Source organism: Streptomyces sp. RKAG293, assembly GCF_023701745.1.
In the GTDB taxonomy this organism is placed as follows: Bacteria; Actinomycetota; Actinomycetes; order Streptomycetales; family Streptomycetaceae; genus Actinacidiphila.
On the sequence record NZ_JAJOZB010000001.1, the window covers coordinates 1,525,869 to 1,543,297 of the forward strand.

13 protein-coding genes are annotated in these 17,429 nt (G+C 72.0%); 3 read left to right on the forward strand and 10 right to left on the reverse strand.

The features are described 5' to 3' along the window. Positions 1-27: 27 nt before the first annotated feature. From eccCb to LNW72_RS06695, 3 genes are all read right to left on the reverse strand, one after another. A complete protein-coding gene (gene eccCb, locus LNW72_RS06685) occupies positions 28-4,047 on the reverse strand; it encodes a type VII secretion protein EccCb (protein WP_250974531.1) in 4,020 nt (1,339 codons plus the stop codon). A 102-nt stretch (positions 4,048-4,149) separates the two neighbouring features. After that, complete coding sequence (locus LNW72_RS06690) at positions 4,150-4,701, reverse strand: WXG100 family type VII secretion target (protein WP_250974532.1); 552 nt, start codon at positions 4,699-4,701, stop codon at positions 4,150-4,152. 11 nt (positions 4,702-4,712) lie between these two features. Beyond that, positions 4,713-5,009, reverse strand: a complete 297-nt coding sequence (locus tag LNW72_RS06695; protein ID WP_250974533.1) for a hypothetical protein — start codon at positions 5,007-5,009, stop codon at positions 4,713-4,715. Positions 5,010-5,345: 336 nt separating this feature from the next. On the opposite strand from LNW72_RS06695, the gene LNW72_RS06700 reads away from it, so the two are divergent. Then, complete coding sequence (locus LNW72_RS06700; RefSeq protein WP_250974534.1) at positions 5,346-5,876, forward strand: hypothetical protein; 531 nt, start codon at positions 5,346-5,348, stop codon at positions 5,874-5,876. A gap of 68 nt (positions 5,877-5,944) precedes the next feature. On the opposite strand, the gene LNW72_RS06705 is transcribed toward LNW72_RS06700, so the two are convergent. Beyond that, positions 5,945-8,476: a right-handed parallel beta-helix repeat-containing protein gene (locus LNW72_RS06705; protein WP_250974535.1), complete on the reverse strand. Its 2,532-nt coding sequence runs from the start codon at positions 8,474-8,476 to the stop codon at positions 5,945-5,947. Between the two features lie 270 nt (positions 8,477-8,746). Continuing rightward, positions 8,747-9,778, reverse strand: coding sequence for a hypothetical protein (locus tag LNW72_RS06710; protein WP_250974536.1), 1,032 nt, complete (start codon positions 9,776-9,778; stop codon positions 8,747-8,749). 256 nt (positions 9,779-10,034) lie between these two features. On the opposite strand from LNW72_RS06710, the gene LNW72_RS06715 reads away from it, so the two are divergent. After that, positions 10,035-10,712: a response regulator transcription factor gene (locus tag LNW72_RS06715; protein WP_250992091.1), complete on the forward strand. Its 678-nt coding sequence runs from the start codon at positions 10,035-10,037 to the stop codon at positions 10,710-10,712. 107 nt (positions 10,713-10,819) lie between these two features. On the opposite strand, the gene eccD is transcribed toward LNW72_RS06715, so the two are convergent. The 3 genes from eccD to LNW72_RS06730 form a co-directional block, all read right to left on the reverse strand. Continuing rightward, positions 10,820-12,190 (reverse strand): type VII secretion integral membrane protein EccD, encoded by a 1,371-nt coding sequence (eccD, locus tag LNW72_RS06720; protein WP_250974538.1) that lies wholly within the window; start codon positions 12,188-12,190, stop codon positions 10,820-10,822. 75 nt (positions 12,191-12,265) lie between these two features. After that, positions 12,266-12,580 carry a WXG100 family type VII secretion target gene (locus LNW72_RS06725; protein WP_250974539.1) on the reverse strand — a complete coding sequence of 105 codons (315 nt, stop codon included), beginning with the start codon at positions 12,578-12,580 and terminating at the stop codon, positions 12,266-12,268. A 58-nt stretch (positions 12,581-12,638) separates the two neighbouring features. After that, the gene (locus tag LNW72_RS06730) at positions 12,639-12,989 is read right to left on the reverse strand and encodes a WXG100 family type VII secretion target (protein ID WP_250974540.1); all 351 of its coding nucleotides are present in this window, start codon (positions 12,987-12,989) and stop codon (positions 12,639-12,641) included. A gap of 264 nt (positions 12,990-13,253) precedes the next feature. Here LNW72_RS06730 and LNW72_RS06735 point away from each other — a divergent pair, with 264 nt between their 5' ends. Next, positions 13,254-16,091 carry an N-acetylmuramoyl-L-alanine amidase gene (locus LNW72_RS06735; RefSeq protein WP_250974541.1) on the forward strand — a complete coding sequence of 946 codons (2,838 nt, stop codon included), beginning with the start codon at positions 13,254-13,256 and terminating at the stop codon, positions 16,089-16,091. A gap of 32 nt (positions 16,092-16,123) precedes the next feature. Here LNW72_RS06735 and LNW72_RS06740 read toward each other — a convergent pair whose 3' ends face one another. Continuing rightward, positions 16,124-16,672, reverse strand: coding sequence for a putative glycolipid-binding domain-containing protein (locus LNW72_RS06740; RefSeq protein ID WP_250974542.1), 549 nt, complete (start codon positions 16,670-16,672; stop codon positions 16,124-16,126). After that, on the reverse strand, positions 16,669-17,412 hold the full coding sequence (locus tag LNW72_RS06745) for a TetR family transcriptional regulator (RefSeq protein ID WP_250974543.1): 744 nt from the start codon (positions 17,410-17,412) through the stop codon (positions 16,669-16,671). The genes LNW72_RS06740 and LNW72_RS06745 overlap by 4 nt, the downstream gene beginning before the upstream one ends. Positions 17,413-17,429 lie beyond the last annotated feature (17 nt).

The following is a 17,429-nucleotide window of genomic DNA, read 5'->3' on the forward strand; positions in this document are numbered from 1 at the left end:
CGATACGAACCGCGTGACGAGCCGGCGTTACACGTCCTCATCGGACAGGGCGACCTGGAGCAGCGACACGGGGCTGCTCCGCCGGACCAGGACGCCGCGGCCCGGTGGCCGCTGGGCGGCCCGCTGGTCGCCGAGGAGCAGTCCCTCGCGGGAGTCGCCGGACAGGATGAGTCCCCCGGAGCCCAGTTCCTTGATCCGCGACAGCAGGGGGTCGGCCATCAGCGGTCGGCCGACGCCGGCGACCCGGCGCGCCAGGATCACGTGCAGGCCGATCTCCCGGGCCTGGGTGACGTAGTCGGCGAGTCCGGCGACCGGGGACTGGCGGCCTGAGGCGACCAGGTCGTAGTCGTCCACCACCACGTACAGTTCGGGCCCCTCCCACCAGTCGCGGGCCCGCAGTTGTGCGGCGGAGATCCCTTGCGGCGGCATCCGCTCGTCCAGCTTGGCCATGAGCTGCTGCGTGTAGGCCTCGGCGGCGTGGGCGTCGCCCGCGTAGGCGCCGACATAGTCCTCCGGGACGGCGTCCTGGAGGCTGCGCCGGTAGTCGATGACCATGAACCGGGCTTCCCAGGCGGTGCGGCGGGCGGCAGTGCCGCGCATCCAGGTGCGCAGGAAGGAGGACTTTCCGCTGGCGGCGTCGCCGAGCACCAGGAAGTGCGGATCGGCGGCGCCCATCGCGATGCCGACCGGTTCCAGGTCGAGTTCGCCGAGACCGACGGCCACCTCGTCGTCCGCCAGAGCCTGCCGGTCGATGGTCGAGAGCAGGACGCGTTCCGGCAGGATCCGCACGGGTGGGGCGACCGGGCCGGACCAGGACGCGGTGATCTTGGCGACCGCCTCCTCCTGGGCCTCGGCCAGGCCTTCGGTGCTCTCCTGGCCGTCGAGCCGGGGCAGCACCGCCTGGTAGAGCACTCCTGGCGGTACGGTTCCGCGGCCGGGGACGCCGTGCGGGATCTGCCGGCTCACCGGCCGGCTGACCTCGGACTCGGTCGGGTCGTTCAGCCGCAGTTCCAGCCGCCCGCCGATGCTGTCCCGCAGGTTCATCCGGACATCGGCCCAGCGGTTGGCGGTCAGGATCACATGGACCCCGACGCCCAGCCCCCGCGAGGCGATCTCCACCACGGACGCCTCGGCGTCCTCCAACTCGGTTTTGATCGCACCCCAGTTGTCCAGCAGCAGGAACACGTCGGCGGCCCTGGTGCCGGCCGGCAGCTTGCCGGCCTTCCGCATCGCGCGGAACCCGGCCACCGAATCGACACCCAGCTCACCGAAGAGCTGCTCGCGGGCCGCCATGAGGCGCCCGGTCTCGGCCAGCACCCGGCGGGCCCGCTGTACGTCCCGGCGCCCGGCGACCGCGCCCACGTGCGGGGCGCTCTCCAGCGGGTGGAGACTGCCGCCGCCGAAGTCCAGGCAGTAGAACTGCGCCTCCTCGGGGGTGTGGGTGAGCATCGCGGAGATCAGCATCGTGCGCAGCATCGTGCTCTTGCCGGTCTGCGGCGCGCCCACCAGCGCGAGGTTGCCGTGGGTGCGGTCGAAGTCGAACTGGAGGGGCAACTGCTGCTGCTGGAGCGGCAGGTCGATGACACCCACCGGGAAGGCGAGCCGGCCGCTTCCCGACCACAGTCCGGCCTGGCGCCCCCGTCCCGGCACGTCGGAGAGGGGGCCGAGCAGGCTGTCAAGCGGGATGGCCGGCGGCAGCGGGGGCAGCCAGACCTGGTGCACCGACTGCCCGAACCGGCAGACGTGCTCGACCGCCACCTGCATCTCGGTCGGTCCTGCCAGCAGGACCGGCCGCTGCGGAACCACCGGTTCCGCCGGCTCCTCCTGTGGGGGAGTGCGCAGTTCGAACGGGACGACGGGGGGCGCCTTCCCCGGCCCCTGTCCCTCGCCCGGCGCCACGTAGGGGCCGGAGATATGGGCGACACGGAACCGCTGGTAGATCGACTCGTCCACCTTGAGGTAGGCGGACCCGGGGATCGAGGGCAGCGAGTACGCGTCCGGGGTGCCGATGACGGCGCGGCTCTCGGCGGCGCTGAAGGTCCGCAGGCAGATCCGGTACGACAGGTGCGACTCCAGACCGCGCAGCCGGCCCTCCTCCAGCCGCTGGGTGGCCAGCAGCAGGTGCATGCCGAGGCTGCGGCCCACCCGGCCGATCTGGACGAACAGGTCGAGGAAGTCGGCCCGCTGGGAGAGCAGTTCACCGAACTCGTCGACCATGATCAGCAGATACGGCAGCGGTTCGAGCGGCTTTCCGTGGACGTCGCTCTCCCCCGCCGCCTGGCGCAGCTGGTACTCGCGCAGCGAGTCGACGTTCCCGGCGTCGCGCAGCAGCCGCTGGCGGCGCTGCTGCTCGCCCTGCAGGGCGGCTCGCACCCGGTCGACCAGCGACAGGTCGTTCGCCAGGTTGGTGATGAGGCCGGATACGTGCGGCAGCCCGGTGACACCGGCGAAAGTGGCGCCGCCCTTGAAGTCGATCAGTACCAGGCTGAGCAGTTCGGGAGAGTGCGTCATGGCGAGGCCGGTGACCATGGTGCGCAGCAGCTCGCTCTTGCCGGAGCCGGTGGCTCCGACGACCAGGCCGTGCGGGCCCATACCACCCTGCCCGGACTCCTTGAGGTCGAGGACGATCGGGTCGCCGTCACCCGACACACCGATCGGCAGCCGCAGCAGCCGCTCGTCCCCGGCCGGTATCCAGCCCGCGGACGGGTCGAAGGACGCCACGTCGGGGGTGCCGAGCATCTCGGGCAGGGTGATGGTCCTCGCCAGGAGCTGTTCGGCCTCTTCCGACAGGCTCAGCGGGGCGAGGGCCCGCGCGGTGAGTTCGCACAGGACCGGGTCAGGGGCGTCCGCGACGCCGTTCTGGACCGCGCTGTACAACTCGCCGCGACGGCCCTCCAGGACCAGCGAGCCGTCCTCGCCCACCCGGGCGCGCACCTCGGTGCGAGTCGGTTCGTCGCGCTCGGCGGCGACCAGGCAGATCACGGTGATGCCCAGGTCGGGCCCGGCAGCTTCGAGCAGCGCGGTCGCCACCGTGCCGCGCGCCCAGTCGGCGGCCGGGTCGTAGGAGTCGAGCAGGACGACGAGCCGGTGCACCGGCGCCGAATTCTGGCCGACCCTCATCGGCCCCCGGCGCGCCGCCCGGTCGGTCTGGGCGCGCAACAGTGCGGTCTCCAGGGCGTCGGAGAGCGAACCGAAGTCCTCCGCGACCAGCGGGACCGCTCCGGCGGGACCCGCCGCGCCCGCCTCGTGCACATGCGGGAGCCACTTCGCCCACTCCCAGTCGGGGCTGCCGCCGGTGCACACCGAGACGGTGACGTCGTCGGGGGCGTGCAGGACGGCGAGCTGGCAGAGCAGGGACCGGGCCAGCGCCCTGGTCCGGTCCACGGGCCCGAGCAGGCTGACCACACCGGCCTTGGACAGGTCCACCACGGCGGGCTGGCGGCCGACCATGGCGGCCAGCTCGATGACCCGCTGCGCCGCGGCGTGGGTCTTCTCGTCGTAGTCCGCCATCGGGTCCTCGCGGGAACCGAGCTGGATCGGGGTGGACAGGGCGGCCCGCCCCTGGCCCAGCCGTATCCGCAGGAAGTCCTCGTCGGTGGCACGCCGTTCCCAGACCCGGCGCCGGCGGTCGGCCAGCGCCCACAGCCGCTCGGGTGAGGGGTGCAGCCAGCCGGCGGCGAGCCGCTGCCCGTCGGCCACCTGGCGGGCCGTCTGCCGGACACCGGTCAGGTAGCGCAGATAGCGCTCCCGCTGCCGCGTCTTGTTCTGCCGGGTCACGTTGTTCATCTGGTAGCGGACCGCGATGGTGGCACCCACCGAGACCAGCACGAACACCACACCCAACGCGATCAGCAGCGGCTTGCGGTACATCACCATGAACGCGGCCATGCTGATGCTGCTCATCAGCGGCAGCAGCAGGGTCAGCCAGGTGGTCGCCGACGCACCGGAGTTCTGCGGGGACTCCGGTGGTGCGGGCAGCACCACCCGCTGATCGGGCAGGGCGGGCGGCAGCGCGCGGGTCGGCCGGTGGAAGGGGATCCTGCTCATGAGAGGACTCCCCCCATGGCGGCCGGCGCCGCACACAGGGCCTGATGGGTGCTCACCTGGAGTGCCTCTCGGTGTTCGGGCTGGGCTCGGTCGTACCGTCGGTCAGGCGGACGGGGCGGGGCTTTCGAACACCTCTTTGACGGGGTTCATGGGTGCGGGGTCCGGCGCGTTCCCCGGCCCGGGGTCCGTCGGGGGAGCGCCTGCCGGCGGTGGGGGCGGCGGAGCCGCGTTGAGCAGGGTGGTGAACGGATTGAAGAGGACGTTGATGATGTAGTCCTCAGCCCCGTCGTAGTTGCTGCGGGCTCCGCTCAGCGCGTCCACCAGCCGGTTGAGTACACCGTCCGCCGTGTGGCCCTTGCTGCCGAACATCTCGGTCATGCAGGCGTTCCACTGGTCGCTGAACTCCTTGGCCTTGGACGCGGTGTCCCCTGCCCAGCCGAGCTGGAGTTCGGCCAGTCCGGTGTTGATGGCGGTCAGGCTGTCCACGATCCCGTGCACGGCTGTGGTGACCTCGGTCGCGGCGGTCATCAGGAGCTCGGGCGCCACGGCGATGGTGTCGAGGCTGTAGTCGCGCTGGGGAGGGAGCGTCAGTGGCGGGAGGTCCACCGAGACGACGGCGAGGTTCTGGTCGGGGTGGGGCGTCGGCGTGGCCATGACTGCTCCGCTCAGGAGTTGACGTTGTTGAAGTTGGCCAGCTCCATGTCGTGATACGTCCGGTAGGAGTGCCGCATCCGCCTGACCATCTCGTCGAGCAGCGAGGTGAGTTCGGCCATGTTGCCGGTGTAGACCCGGTGTACTTCGACGAAGGAGGTGCCGGCCGGCCCGGTCCAGTCCACTTTCGCCAGGCTCGTATTGATCTGGGTGATGTCGTCCCTGATGTCCTCGCCCTTGCGCCGCACCAGTTCGGTCACGTCCTGGAGGTTCTGCAGGGCGACCTTGAAATCCTGCAGGGTGAGGCTCACGGCAGGCACCTCCCAGGGGCTCGTTCGTCGGGTTTCGTAGGGTTCCGTACCGCTCGCTCCAACGGAGTCTAGGCAGCGGTCCCGGGAGCACGACATCCCCGCTTTCTGCCGCCCCGGCGTCCCCGAACGGGGACCTCCCATGGGGACGGGCCGTACGGAACGATGGAAGACGGCATGCTGCCCGTGCCCCACCGCTCCGGGCTCTCCGGGCGCGTGGAGCGGTGTCCCACTCCCGGAACTGGAGTCATCGTGGCCGAGCCGAAGAGTTCCCCGTTGTACAAGCCGCCGGTCGAAGGCGCTGATTCGGGGGGCCCTGACGCCACTCCCCCGAATCCGGTGGCCGACCCGGTCCTGTCCATGCAGTGGGACGCACCGCCGCCCTTCATCGGGATGGCCGGAACGAAGCCGGCCCCCGGCGCGGCGCCGGCCGCCGCCCCGAACCCCCACTCGGCACTCATGGTGAACCTGGGGACGATCCGGTCCGCGGAAGAGACCATGCTGACCGCCAACCGCACCATGGTGGACGCCTACAACGCCCTGCACGAGCAGGTCAAGGTCGTCGTCGCCAGCCCCATGTTCTGGGGCCAGGAGGCCACCACCACCACGACGGGGCGCAGCGCCGCGACAATGGTCAGCCAGGGCGACCACATCGACACGTGGGTGGCGGAGAACAAGCCCATCCGGGAAGCGGCGGCGAAGTTCGCCCCGATCATCAATCCCGAGCTGACCCACGCGCTGCGTCAGGTCGCCGACGCCATCGAGATCTCGGGCGCCTACATGGGCCGTCTGAACACGGCGGGCCAGGCCTACGCCATCGCCGACTTCAGCTCCATCATGCCGGCGATCACCCCCACCCCCAAGGCCTGATCCGGCGGGATCTTCCGTCCAGGACGGCGACTCGCACCCGACCGACGACGGATCCACTCCTCAGGTCGCTAGATCGCCGCGCCCAGCTCCGGCAGGTCCTCCGGCAGCACGAGGGACAGGTCCTCGGCGGTGAGGTCGGCAACGCCGGAGACCCGCTGGGCGTGGCGTTCCGTCATCCGCTGGAAGACCTGCCGCGCGGTACGGCCGTTGCCGAAGCCCTCGTCCCTCGGCAGGGCGGTGAAATAGCCGGCCAGGGCGGCGACGGTCTCCTCCGGCAGGTCGTAGCGGTGCTGCTCCGCCTGGTGGCGGACGATGTCGACGAGTTCGGTGCCGAGGTAGTCGTCGAAGGTCAGGGTGCGGGTGAACCGGGAGGCGAGGCCGGGGTTGCCGTCCACGAACCGCTGCATGTCCCCGGGGTAGCCGGCGGCGATGACCACGATCTCGTCGCGGTTGTCCTCCATCAGCTTGACCAGGGTGGAGATGGCCTCCTGACCGAAGTCGCCGCCCTGGCCGCGCGGCACCAGCGCGTACGCCTCGTCGATGAACAGCACCCCGCCGAGCGCCCGCCGGAACACCGCCTGCGTCTTGGGCGCGGTGTGTCCGACGTACTCGCCCACCAGGTCCCCGCGGTCCGCCTCGACGAGGTGGCCGCTGGAGAGCATGCCCAGGGCGTGCAGGATCCGCCCGTACAGCCGGGCCACGGTGGTCTTGCCGGTGCCGGGGTTCCCGGCGAACACCAGATGCCTGCTGGTGGGTGGCGGCGGAAGCCCCAACTCCTGGCGGCGGCGCACCAGTTGCATCAGGTTCACCATGGTGCCGACATCGCGCTTGACCCGTTCGAGGCCGACCAGCCGGTGCAGTTCCGCGAGCAGCGTCTCCAGCGACTCCTCGGCGGCCTCACCGGTGCCGGCGCCGCTCTCCGTGCCGGCGCCGTCCGCGCTTCCGGGCACGGCACGGGCGATGCCGGCCGGGCCGGCCGGCAGCACCCTACGCTCGGAGACCGGCAGGGTGGAGACCTTCACCCGGTCCGCCCGGCACTCCTCGATCACCGCCGCCGCCCCGTCGGCCGAGGCGACGTCCTCGGCGGTGTCGTGGAACAGGCAGCGGCGTACGGCCGGGTCGGCGGCCTTGCCGACGTACAGGGCGGGGAAGCCGGTCGCGGAGAGCGCGCAGTCCTCCAGGACGCCGTGCGAACCGTCGTCCTGGTAGACGCCGTTCTTGGCGGTGCGGGCGATCGAGGTGCCGCGCACCACGGGACGGGCACCGGCACGCACCACGATGCCGCTGCCCTGGGTGTCGGCGATCCCGCAGCCGTCCAGGGCGGGGGTGCTGTCCTCCCCGGCGAGCAGCCCCGACCCGCCGGTGTGGTGGATCCGGGTCCGGTGCAGCAGTGCTCCGGTGCCCGGGCCGATCTCCACCCCGGTGCCTTCGGTGGCGGTGATCTCGCAGTCGTCGAGCAGCGGGCGGTGCGGGGTGTGGAGGCGTACGCCGGTGCCGGTGCCCTTCACCGTGCAGCCGCGCAGCGCGGCGTCGGCGCGTTCCTCCACCGACACCCCGGCCATCCTGGCCCGCTCGATGCCGGTGTCCTCGGCGCACAGCAGGGAGTTGCCGGTGGCGCGGATCCCGTGTTCCGGGGTGTCGTGCAGCCGGCAGCCGGTCAGCACCGCCCCGGCACCCTCGCCGAGGTGGATGCCGCTGTACCCGGCGGCGGCCACCTCGCAGCCGGTCAGGGTCAGTTCGCAGTCCCCTGCGGCGTAAACCCCGTTGCCCGTGGCGCGGAGGAATCCGCCGCCGTCGGCGCGTACCGCCGCCCGGCCGCCCAGCGCGAGGCCGGTGTCGCCGGTGTCGGCCGTGGTGGTGCCGTACAGCCGCAGGCGGCTGCGGTCGACGGCGATGATCCCGGCGCCGCCGGTGCGGGAGATCCGGCAGTCGCGCAGCAGGACCCTGGCGTCCTCGTCGGCGAGCAGGCCGGCCGTTCCGGTGCCGGAGATCTCGCAGTCCTCCAGTACCGTCCCGCTCGCGTCGGCCGCGCCGTCGGCCGCGTCCCGGTCCGCCGAGGCGCTCCCCGACGCGCCTTCCGCGACGGGTGCAGGGGACACGGCGGGCACGGGGGTGTCGGCCGAGACGTGGACGCCCGCCGCCCGGTTGCCGTGCAAGCGGCAGGAGCGCAGCCGCGGGGCCGCCGCGCCGACGACGCGGACGGCCGCGCCGCCGCTGCCCGTCACCTCGCAGCGTTCGAACGTGCCGCCCTTCGTTCCGCCGAGGTGCAGGCCCTCCGCGGTGGCCGGGCCGACCGTGGTCCCGCGGACTTCGGGAGCGGCGCCTTCGGTGACCTGGATGCCGATGCCGTCGATGTCCGCCACCGCGCAGTCCTCGACGACGGCCCGGCTGTCCCCGGCCAGCCGCAGTCCGGCGCCGGCCGCCCGGTGGACGCGGCAGTCGCGCAGCGTCGGGGCGGCCTGTCCGGTCACTTCCACCCGGCCGCCGACGACCTCACAACCGTCGAGCACGGGTGCGCCGCCGCTGAGCACGACGGCCGGCTCCGCGGGGTCCGCGCCTTCCAGGACCAGCCCCCGCACCGAGGGGCTGCCCGCGGACACGGTGAGCGCGGGCCCCGGGCGGGCGTGATCCGTACCGTGCCCGGTCCCTTCTCCGCCACCAGCGACACGTCGCGCTCCAGCAGGACGCTCTCCTGGTACTCCCCGGGCATGACGGAGACGGTCGCGCCGTCGGCCGCGCCCCGCACCGCGGCGCCGATGGTGTGCTGCACACCCCAGCCGCGCTGGGCGACCCGGACCCACTTCTGGCTCACTCGGCTCCGTCCAATCGGTCGCGGTAGGCAGGCGGTCGCGGTAGGCAGGCGTCGCGGGTCAGTTGCAGGTCGCGCGCATCTGGGTCACGGCGAGGTGCGCGTAGGTCACCGTGCTGCCGTGCCAGTCCTGCCCCCGGCTGTCCAGCTTGATCATCAGCAGTCCCTTGGTGATGGGGAAGGAGCCCACCTGCACCCAGGTCCCCAGGCGTCCGGACTGCGACATGTCGAAGGCGTGGATCGGCTTGTCGGACAGGCTGAAGGAGTTGAACACCTCGAAGTGGGCGGGGTTTCCGCCGACATGGGTGATGTCCTTGTCGTTGGGGACGTAGATCTGGACCTGGCAGGCCCCCTTGGTGACCGCCGCCACCGGCCTGAAATACCACGTGGCGTAGTTGTCCGGGTCGTCCTTGCCGGCGTTGCCCGACATCGGCATCGCGTCGAACTGCCCGTTGCAGCCGTCGGCCTTCCATCCGCCGCTCTTCACCGCGAGCCATCCCTTGACCCCGTTGCTGTTGCGGCCGTGCTCGGCGAAGCCGTACGTCTCGGTCTTCGCGCAGCCGTAACCGGCCACCGCGGTGTAGGCGGCCTTCTTCGCCAGCAGGCTGTTGCGGTTGACCGGCGGAGCGCCCGCGGTGCCGCCCGGGACGGGGCCCTTGGTCGAGGACGGCGCGCCGGGGACGACGGCGTCGGCGCCGCCCGCCGGGACCGGGCCGCCGGGGCCGTCGACCGTGCCGGGGATGCCGGGGCCGCCCGGCCCGTTGCCGCCGGTACCGCCCGGGCCGCCCGAGCCGCCGTTCGACGGCTGCGTCGGGTACTTCTGGACCGCAGAAGGGCTGCCGGGCCCGGTCGCGGGCCGCTTCACCGCGGCGTTGACGGAATCCTTGGCGTCGGAGTGACCGCCGCTCGCGGCCATCATGCCGACCCCCACCGCCCCCGCGCCGACCACGGCCACGACGATGCCCACCGCCCAGGCCCGCGGCAGCATCCGCGGCCGGGTCCCCGGCTGCCTGACCTCGTTGACGAAAGCAGCGGCGAGACCTCGCCGGTCCATGCCTTCGTGCTGCTCGGACTGCTGCTCGGATTCAGCCATTGCCCAACTCCGGGGTGTGGGCGGGCGCGCGGCACCCGCGTGTTTCGGACGAAATTCGAGACGTTCTGAGGACGGTCGCGGGAGGTGTTCCACGTCGGGTTCCGGGCTGCGCCGCAGCGGCCGGCATGGCACGCGCGGGGGCGTGCGGGCGGTGACTACCGCAAGTGGAAGAAAATGATAGAACTTGGCATGAACACCCATTAGAAGGGTCGCAGGAGACGGCTGTACGGGGATGGGTAGATCGAAGGGCCGAGTCATGCCTACCGTTGGCATCGTCGAAGACCACCGCATGACCCGAATGGGGATCGAACAAGTTCTTGCCCGCAGTTCCTGGCTCGACGTCATCGCATCGGTGGGAACACTGGAGGAATTCGCGGAGACCGGGCTCGCCCCCGACGTGATCGTCCTCGACCCCGCTCCCTATCTCGCCGAGGCGTCCCTGCAGGCGATCGGTGATCTGAGCGTCGACAGCGCGGTACTGATCATGTCGCCGTCGGACGAGCGGGACCACCTGCTGGCCGCGGTGAAGGCCGGGGCGTACGGCTTCGTCACCAAGCACACCGACGAAACCGAGTTCCTGTCCGCGGTCGAGGCGGTGGCCCGGGGCGGCTTCTACCTCGCGTCCGGGCTCGCCACGCATCTGCACGCCGAACTCGGCCGCATGTCGCCCGGCGAGGGCCAGTGCCTGGCCCGCCGCGAGGTGGAGACGCTGCGCCTGATCGCCAAGGGGTACACGCACGGCCAGATAGCCCGCCGCATGGGGCTCACCGAGTCGACCGTCAACACGTATGTGAAGCGCATCCGGGCGAAGCTCAACGCCGGCAACAAGGCGGAACTGACCCGTAAGGCGATCGCGTTGGGCTACGTCGACGAGTCGGGTCCGGCACGCTGGCTGCCGGGCCACATCCGGCCCGCGTCCGAAGTACTCGTGTGAGAGCGCGTGTCCGCGGGCGGGTGACCGTCCAGGTGACGGCGCGCGTCCAAGTGAAGACACACGTCCGGGTGGGAGCGCGCGCATCGGAGCCGTCCCGCTCACCCGACTCACAGGTGGTGTCCGTACGTGGCCAGGTGCTGGAAGACGCCGAACACACCGATCGCCAGCGGGATCGCGGCCACCGAGCAGAGTCCGGCCACCGCCCGCAGCGCCTTCGGCTGTTCGGTCCGGCCGGCCGGGCGCCGGAAGGCGAGTGCGGCACCGGTACCCAGCAGCACCGCCCCGGCCGCGGCGACCGCCACCGGCCCGGTCCAGCCGGGGGCCGACGTCGTCGCGGGGACGGCCAGCAGCGCGCTGAACAGGCCGGCCGCGCCGCACACCACGACCGGGACCGCCTCGCCCAGCAGCCGGAACGTACCGGCGCGCAGCAGGAGCGCGACCGCCAGGCAGCCGGCCAGGGCCGGCGCGTACCCGCCGTGCGAGGCACCCAGCACGGCGAGGGCGACAGCGAGCGTGAGGGAGACCGCACAGGTCCAGCCGAGCAGGACGTTACGGGCGCGGAGCACCACCGTCCTGACCAGGCTGTCGTCGGAGCCCGCGGGGCCGCCTTCCTCCGCCACGACCGGCCAGGCCGCGGCGAGCCGGCCGGCCAGCGACGGGGCGGCCAGCAGCATGCCGTAACCGGCGACCGCGACGGCCGCCGCGCCTTCGGCCAGGTCCGTCCGCAGGCCCGTCAGCAGACCGACGACGGCCGCGCCCGCCACACCGAACACCAGCACCGCCGCGCCCGCCACCGACGGCACCGCGCCGAGCGCGGCGGCCGCGCCGACCATCGCGCCGAGCGCCGCCCCGAGCGGGCTGCCGGCCGACGGATCGGGCAGGAACCACCCGGCGACCGCCAGGCAGGGCACCGTACTCAGCGCGAGCGGCAGCGCCAGCCGGTTCTGCGGGGTCGGCCGTCCGCCTGGGGCCGTACCGCTGCGCCGCAGGCCCCAGGCGGTGAAGAGCAGGACGAAGCCGGTGCCCAGCGCCAGCGGACCGGCCGACGTACCCGGCCATGCACCGGACACCGCCGGTACCAGACAGGCGGCCACCAGCCAGGCCGCCCCGAGGACCGCGACGGTGGCGGCCCGGGTACGGGAGGTCCAGCGCAGATCACCGAACGAGTCGGCGACCTCGGCGATCATCTCGTCGAGGTCCCTGACCAGGGGCTCCTCGAACTCCCCCTCGGCGGCGTCCCGCAGATACAGCAGTTGGCCGTCCACCACTCCGGCGTCGCTCAGCGAGGAGACCGGGTGCAGTGTGCGGCCGTTCACCAGCGCCAGCGACCACGCGGCCGGCAGCGCCTCCAGCTCCTCCTCGCCGCACAGATGGGCCAGCGTCGTGACGTACTCCGCGATCGGGGCGGCGGCGGGGACCGCGAGGTCGACCCGCTTGCGCGCGCCGATCACCGTCACGCGGCAGTGCTTGTCAGCCATGCGGAACTCTCTCGGGATCGTTCAGTGAGGTGCGGGGTCGTCGTCGAGGCCTGTCGAACCAACCCCTGCGGTCGGTCAGTGGTGGTTCCACGTCTGTGAGTTGGCCCACTCGGCGTCGCTGTAGTTGGCCCAGTTGACGTTCATCGCGCGGGCGATCTGGCCGAGCACCCCTTCGGGCCCGAACAGCCCTTCGGCGGCCACGTTCCACTCGGCCTGCAACCCCTGGTAGTACCCGGAGGCCGCGCCCTGCCAGATCTCCGGCAGCTGGTCCAGGTACTGGGCGAGCCGGTGCAGCTCCCCGGAGATCTCGGCCGCCTGCCCGTTCAGATAAGGACCCGCGGTCTCCAGCTCCTGCTGGACGTTGATCGGGACGGCGTCGGAGAAGCTCATGCCGGTGCTCCTGTCGTGAAGGGGGCGGGCGCGGGACGGACCGCCGGAGGACGGATCGTCAGAACCGGGCCGCGGGCAGCTGCACCTGGCGGAGGTTGGCCAGGTTCGCCTGCTCCGACTCGGTGTAGCTGACGTAGTTGCCGCGCAGCCCGGACGCGATGTCGGAGAGCGCGTCGTGCATCATCCGCGCGTAGATGTCGTAATCCATCATCAGCGTCTCGAACGCGGCGTGTGCGGAGCCCTGCCAGATGTTGCCCAGGCCGGCGACGTAGCTGCGCAGCGCGGCGATCTTGGCATCGACATCGGTGGCCTGGGTGGTCACGTAGGAGGCCGCCGCGGCGACACCCTCGGGAGTGACCGAGTAACCGGCCATCGTGCCGCCGCTGCCCGCGTTGTTGGGGGTCGTCATCCCTGGCCCTTTCGGCGGTCTGCTGATGAGGAGCGAACAGCACACCGCCACCGCCCCACCCGCGACCGCACCCGGAGTACTGCGGTCAGCCTCCCGGACCGCGGCGGGACGGCTCCAGTCACCGTTTCGGATGTCCCCCCGCCCCCGAAGGGGTCCCCTCGGACCCCCCGAGCGCTCGTCCCGCCTTCCCGCTGCTAGCGTCCTGCCTGTCTCTCACATGGCACACCGGGGGCGCGCGATGCGCCGGAAGATCGAGGCAGGTCGTTGACCCGTACACACCGCCGCTCGGGAAAGTTCCTGCCGATCGGCATCGCGGCGACACTCATCGCGGGATCCGTGGCGGCCATAGGGACGTTCGCGCTGGCGAACCCGTCCGACAGCGCCGCTCCCCCGGTGGATCCGGCCGCCGGACTGCAGCGGGAGTTCGCGGACGCCGCGCAGGAGTTCCACGTACCGCAGAGCGTGCTGATGGCGGTCTCGTACCACCTGACCCGGTGGGAGACGCACCAGGGCCGGCCGAGTACGGCCGGGAACTACAACGTCATGGGCCTGACCCAGGTGACGGCCGAGGACGTCGAGGAGCCCACCCGGGCGGAGCGGCTGTCGCATCTCAACATGAGCGGCGATCCGGCCCGGATGAAGAAGTTCAACGCGACCCGTGCGCTGCGGGGCGGCGACGACCGGACCGACACCTCCGATCCCCGCCTGCACACGCTGGACGCGGCCGCCGAGCTGACCGGTGAGTCGGCCGGCTCGCTGCGCACCGATCGCGAGGAGAGCGTGCGGGGTGGGGCGGCGCTGCTGGCGAAGTACGAGAAGGAGGCCGCCGGTTCGCTGCCCGACGACCCGGGCCGGTGGTACGCGGCCGTCGCGCGCTACAGCCAGGCGCCGGACGCCAAGGGCGCCCAGCTGTTCACGCAGCGGGTCTTCCAGACCATCAACCGCGGCGGGAGCCGGGTCACGTCGGACGGGCAGCGGGTCACCCTGCCCGCCGACCCGTCGGTCACCCCCGTGAAGCCGGCGAAGCTGACCCTGGCCGCGACGTTCGCCAGTACCGCGGTCGCCCCGGTCCCCGAATGTCCCTCGGGCCTGAACTGCGACTTCCGGGCCGCGGCATTTCAGAAGAACGGGACGGATCCGGCCGATTACGGCAACTACGACGTAACGAACCGGCCGGCCGACGGTGTCGACATCCGCTACATCGTCATCCACGACACCGAGGGCAGCTACGACAGTTCGCTGAGCGTCTTCCAGGACCCGGCGAAGTCCGCCAGCGCGCACTACCTCATCCGCGCCTCCGACGGTCTGGTCACCCAGACGGTGCCCACCAAGGACACCGCCTGGCACGCCGGCAACAAGACCCTCAACATGCACTCGATCGGCATCGAGCACGAGGGCTTCGCCATCAAGACGGGGTCCTGGTACAGCGAGCCCCAGTACGAGTCGTCGGCGGCGCTGGTGAAGTACCTCGCCGCCCGCTTCGGCATTCCGCTGGACCGCGAGCACATCATCGGCCACGACGAGGTCCCCGGCCCGATCGACGCCTACGTGGCCGGCATGCACTGGGACCCGGGGCCCTACTGGGACTGGAACCACTACTTCGCCCTCATGGGCGCTCCGACCGGCGACGGCGGTGCGGGCAGTCCCGTCCTGGTCGGCCAGGAGATCACCGTCGCGCCGCCGTTCACCACGGCCAACCAGCCGGCCGTCGTGTACTGCTCCCCCACCTGCGCGACGCAGACCCCGCGCCCGGCGAACTTCCTCTATCTGTACACCGCTGCCTCCACCGGCTCGCCACTGATCGCGGACCCGTATCTGCGCGCGGGCGCCGCGGGCAGCACACAGGGCCCGGACTGGGCGGCCAAGGCCGTCGCCGGCAGCCACTACGTGGTGGCCGCGGTGAAGGACGACTGGACGGCGATCTGGTACGGCGGGCGGCAGGGCTGGTTCTACAACCCCGGCGGCCGGCTGACCGCCCCCGCGGGCACGACCGCACAGCCGGTCGTCACCCCGAAGGCGGGGCTCGCCTCCATTCCCGTGTACGGCCGCGCGTATCCGCAGACGGCCGACTACACCGGCACCGACGTCCCGGTCCAGGCGGACACCGACAAGGCGCTGACGAAGTACAGCCTCCCGGCAGGACAGGCCTACGTGCCCGGCGGCCCGTCCGTGGCCGGGGACTACTTCCACGCCATGAACTACGACAACAGCGCCCCCGGTGACCACAAGCTCGTCACCGGAACCACCACGTTCCTCCCGATCCGGTTCAACCACCGCCTGGCCTGGGTCCGGGCCGACGACGTACGGCAGATCAGCAGTACGCGCCCCGCGAGCGGCGCGACCCGCTCCGACGTCGTCGCTCGGGACAGCGCCGGTGTGCTGTGGCAGTACCAGGGCAGCGGCGGCGGCGCCGTTCCGTTCCTGTACCGCTACCGCGTCGGTGCCGGCTGGCAGGGCTACAACGCCCTGATCGACCTCTCCGGATTCCGTGCCGACGGGACCGGCGACCTGATCGCGCGGGAGCCTTCGGGCGTCCTCTGGTACTACAAGGGCACCGGAAACACCGCGGTTCCCTTCGCCACGCGCGTCAAGGCCGGATCCGGCTGGCAGATCTACAACGCCCTGGTCGGCGTGGGCGATGTGTCCGGGGACGGGAAACCGGACCTGATCGCACGGGACACCACCGGCGTCCTGTGGCTCTACCGCGGCACCGGGAACGCGACGGCGCCCTTCGCCACCCGGCTCAAGGTCGGTACCGGCTGGCAGATGCACAACATGCTGGTCGGAGGGGGCGATATGACGGGCGACGGGAAACCGGACCTGATCGCACGGGACACCACCGGCGTCCTGTGGCTCTACCGCGGCACCGGGAACGCGGCGGCGCCCTTCGCCACCCGGCTCAAGGTCGGTACCGGCTGGCAGATGTACAACCTCCTGGCCGGCACGTCCGACCTGACCGGCGACGGCAAGCCGGATCTGCTCGCACGGGACACCACCGGCCGGCTCTGGACCTACCCCGGAACCGGCAACCCCTCCACACCGTTCGCAGCCCGCCTGATCGTCACCACCGGCTGGCAGATGTACAACGCCCTCGTGGGCTGACCCACGCGGCGGACCCGGGCCCGCGGAGGCACTCAGCGGCGCTGGGCCAGGCCCGGGTACGTGACGACGAGGCCGTCGGCGTCGAGGGTGAGGTCCGCCCGGTAGGTGCCCGAGGCGTAGCGCACGCGGTTCGTGCCGAGGTGGGTGTAGGTCTGCCGGTTGGGCCGGACCGCGAGGTCGGGGACGTGGATCCAGGCCATCAGGAAGTCCTGCTCGCCCGGCAGACGGTGCAGGGCGTGGCGCAGCACCGGCATCGTGTTGGTGAGCGGGGACAGGCCGAGGTCGCAGTCGAGCGCGCCGTCCAGGCCGGGCGCCGGTCGGCCGTTCACCGTCCATCGTCCGTCCTGGGCGCGACGCAGGTCCAACTCGGTGGTCCCGCCGGCCGTTTCGGAGGTGGCCCGCAGCCGGCGGGTCACGAAGTCCTCCGTGGTGTCGAGTTCGTAGGTGATCCAGTAGGGCTCGGGCACCGTGCCGACCACGCGCCCGTGGGCCCGCAGCGTGCTGCCGTCGAGCTCGATCCACGCCGTCTCGTACCCGTCGCTCTCGCTGACCGCCCAGGTCAGCACATGAGATGTGGTCATCGATCCATGCTAGCGAGCGGCGGCGACGGCCGGCCGGCCGTCAGCGCGTCGAGGCGGGCCGCTGCCGCGTCCAGGAAGAGGTCCAGGGTCTTGGCGTAGGCGCTGCGCCCCATCTCGGCCTGCAGCAGTCGCGAGGTGGCGGCGATGTGCGGGTGGGTGGTGGCCGGCAGTGAGGCGTAGGTCCGCTCCCAGACCTGCCGCTCGGCCTCCCGCGCCTGCGGTGGAAGGGCGGCGCTGGCGGCGTCCAGGGCCGCGTAGGCCAGGCCGGTGTCGACGAAGGTGTGGTACATCCGGACCGCCTCCGGATCCGGGAAACCGCCGCGGCGCAGGACGCTCAGGATCGACTCGATGGCGAAGGCCTCGTGCGGCCGCCCGGTCACCCGGTAGGCCGCCAGCATCGCCGCCTGCGGATGCTCGAGATAGGCGGAGTGGATCCGCAGGCCCAGTTCGCGCAGGTCGGCGCGCCAGTCGCCGACCGGGGACCAGCCGGCGAAGGCCTGTCCGATCAGCTCGTCGGCGACGGCGAGCAGCAGGTCGTCGGTGTTGCGGAAGTACCGGTAGAGCGCGCTGGGGTCCGCGCCCAGCGCCGCGCCCAGCCGCCGTACGGTCAGCGCGGCCGATCCGTGCTGGCGGATCAGCCGCAGCGCGGTCTCGACGATCAGCGCCTCGGACAGCACCGTGCCCTGCTTCGTGGGGCGGCGGCGCGGCCGCGCGGTCCCGAGGATCTGCCGGTCGGTCATGGCGCGAGCTTATGTCA

Coding starts and splice junctions, on each gene's coding strand:
- eccCb (WP_250974531.1), bottom strand. CDS start 4,047: ATGAGCAGGATCCCCTTCCACCGGCCGACCCGCGCGCTGCCGCCCGCC.
- LNW72_RS06690 (WP_250974532.1), bottom strand. CDS start 4,701: ATGGCCACGCCGACGCCCCACCCCGACCAGAACCTCGCCGTCGTCTCG.
- LNW72_RS06710 (WP_250974536.1), bottom strand. CDS start 9,778: ATGGCTGAATCCGAGCAGCAGTCCGAGCAGCACGAAGGCATGGACCGG.
- LNW72_RS06715 (WP_250992091.1), top strand. CDS start 10,035: ATGCCTACCGTTGGCATCGTCGAAGACCACCGCATGACCCGAATGGGG.
- eccD (WP_250974538.1), bottom strand. CDS start 12,190: ATGGCTGACAAGCACTGCCGCGTGACGGTGATCGGCGCGCGCAAGCGG.
- LNW72_RS06725 (WP_250974539.1), bottom strand. CDS start 12,580: ATGAGCTTCTCCGACGCCGTCCCGATCAACGTCCAGCAGGAGCTGGAG.
- LNW72_RS06730 (WP_250974540.1), bottom strand. CDS start 12,989: ATGACGACCCCCAACAACGCGGGCAGCGGCGGCACGATGGCCGGTTAC.
- LNW72_RS06740 (WP_250974542.1), bottom strand. CDS start 16,672: ATGACCACATCTCATGTGCTGACCTGGGCGGTCAGCGAGAGCGACGGG.
- LNW72_RS06745 (WP_250974543.1), bottom strand. CDS start 17,412: ATGACCGACCGGCAGATCCTCGGGACCGCGCGGCCGCGCCGCCGCCCC.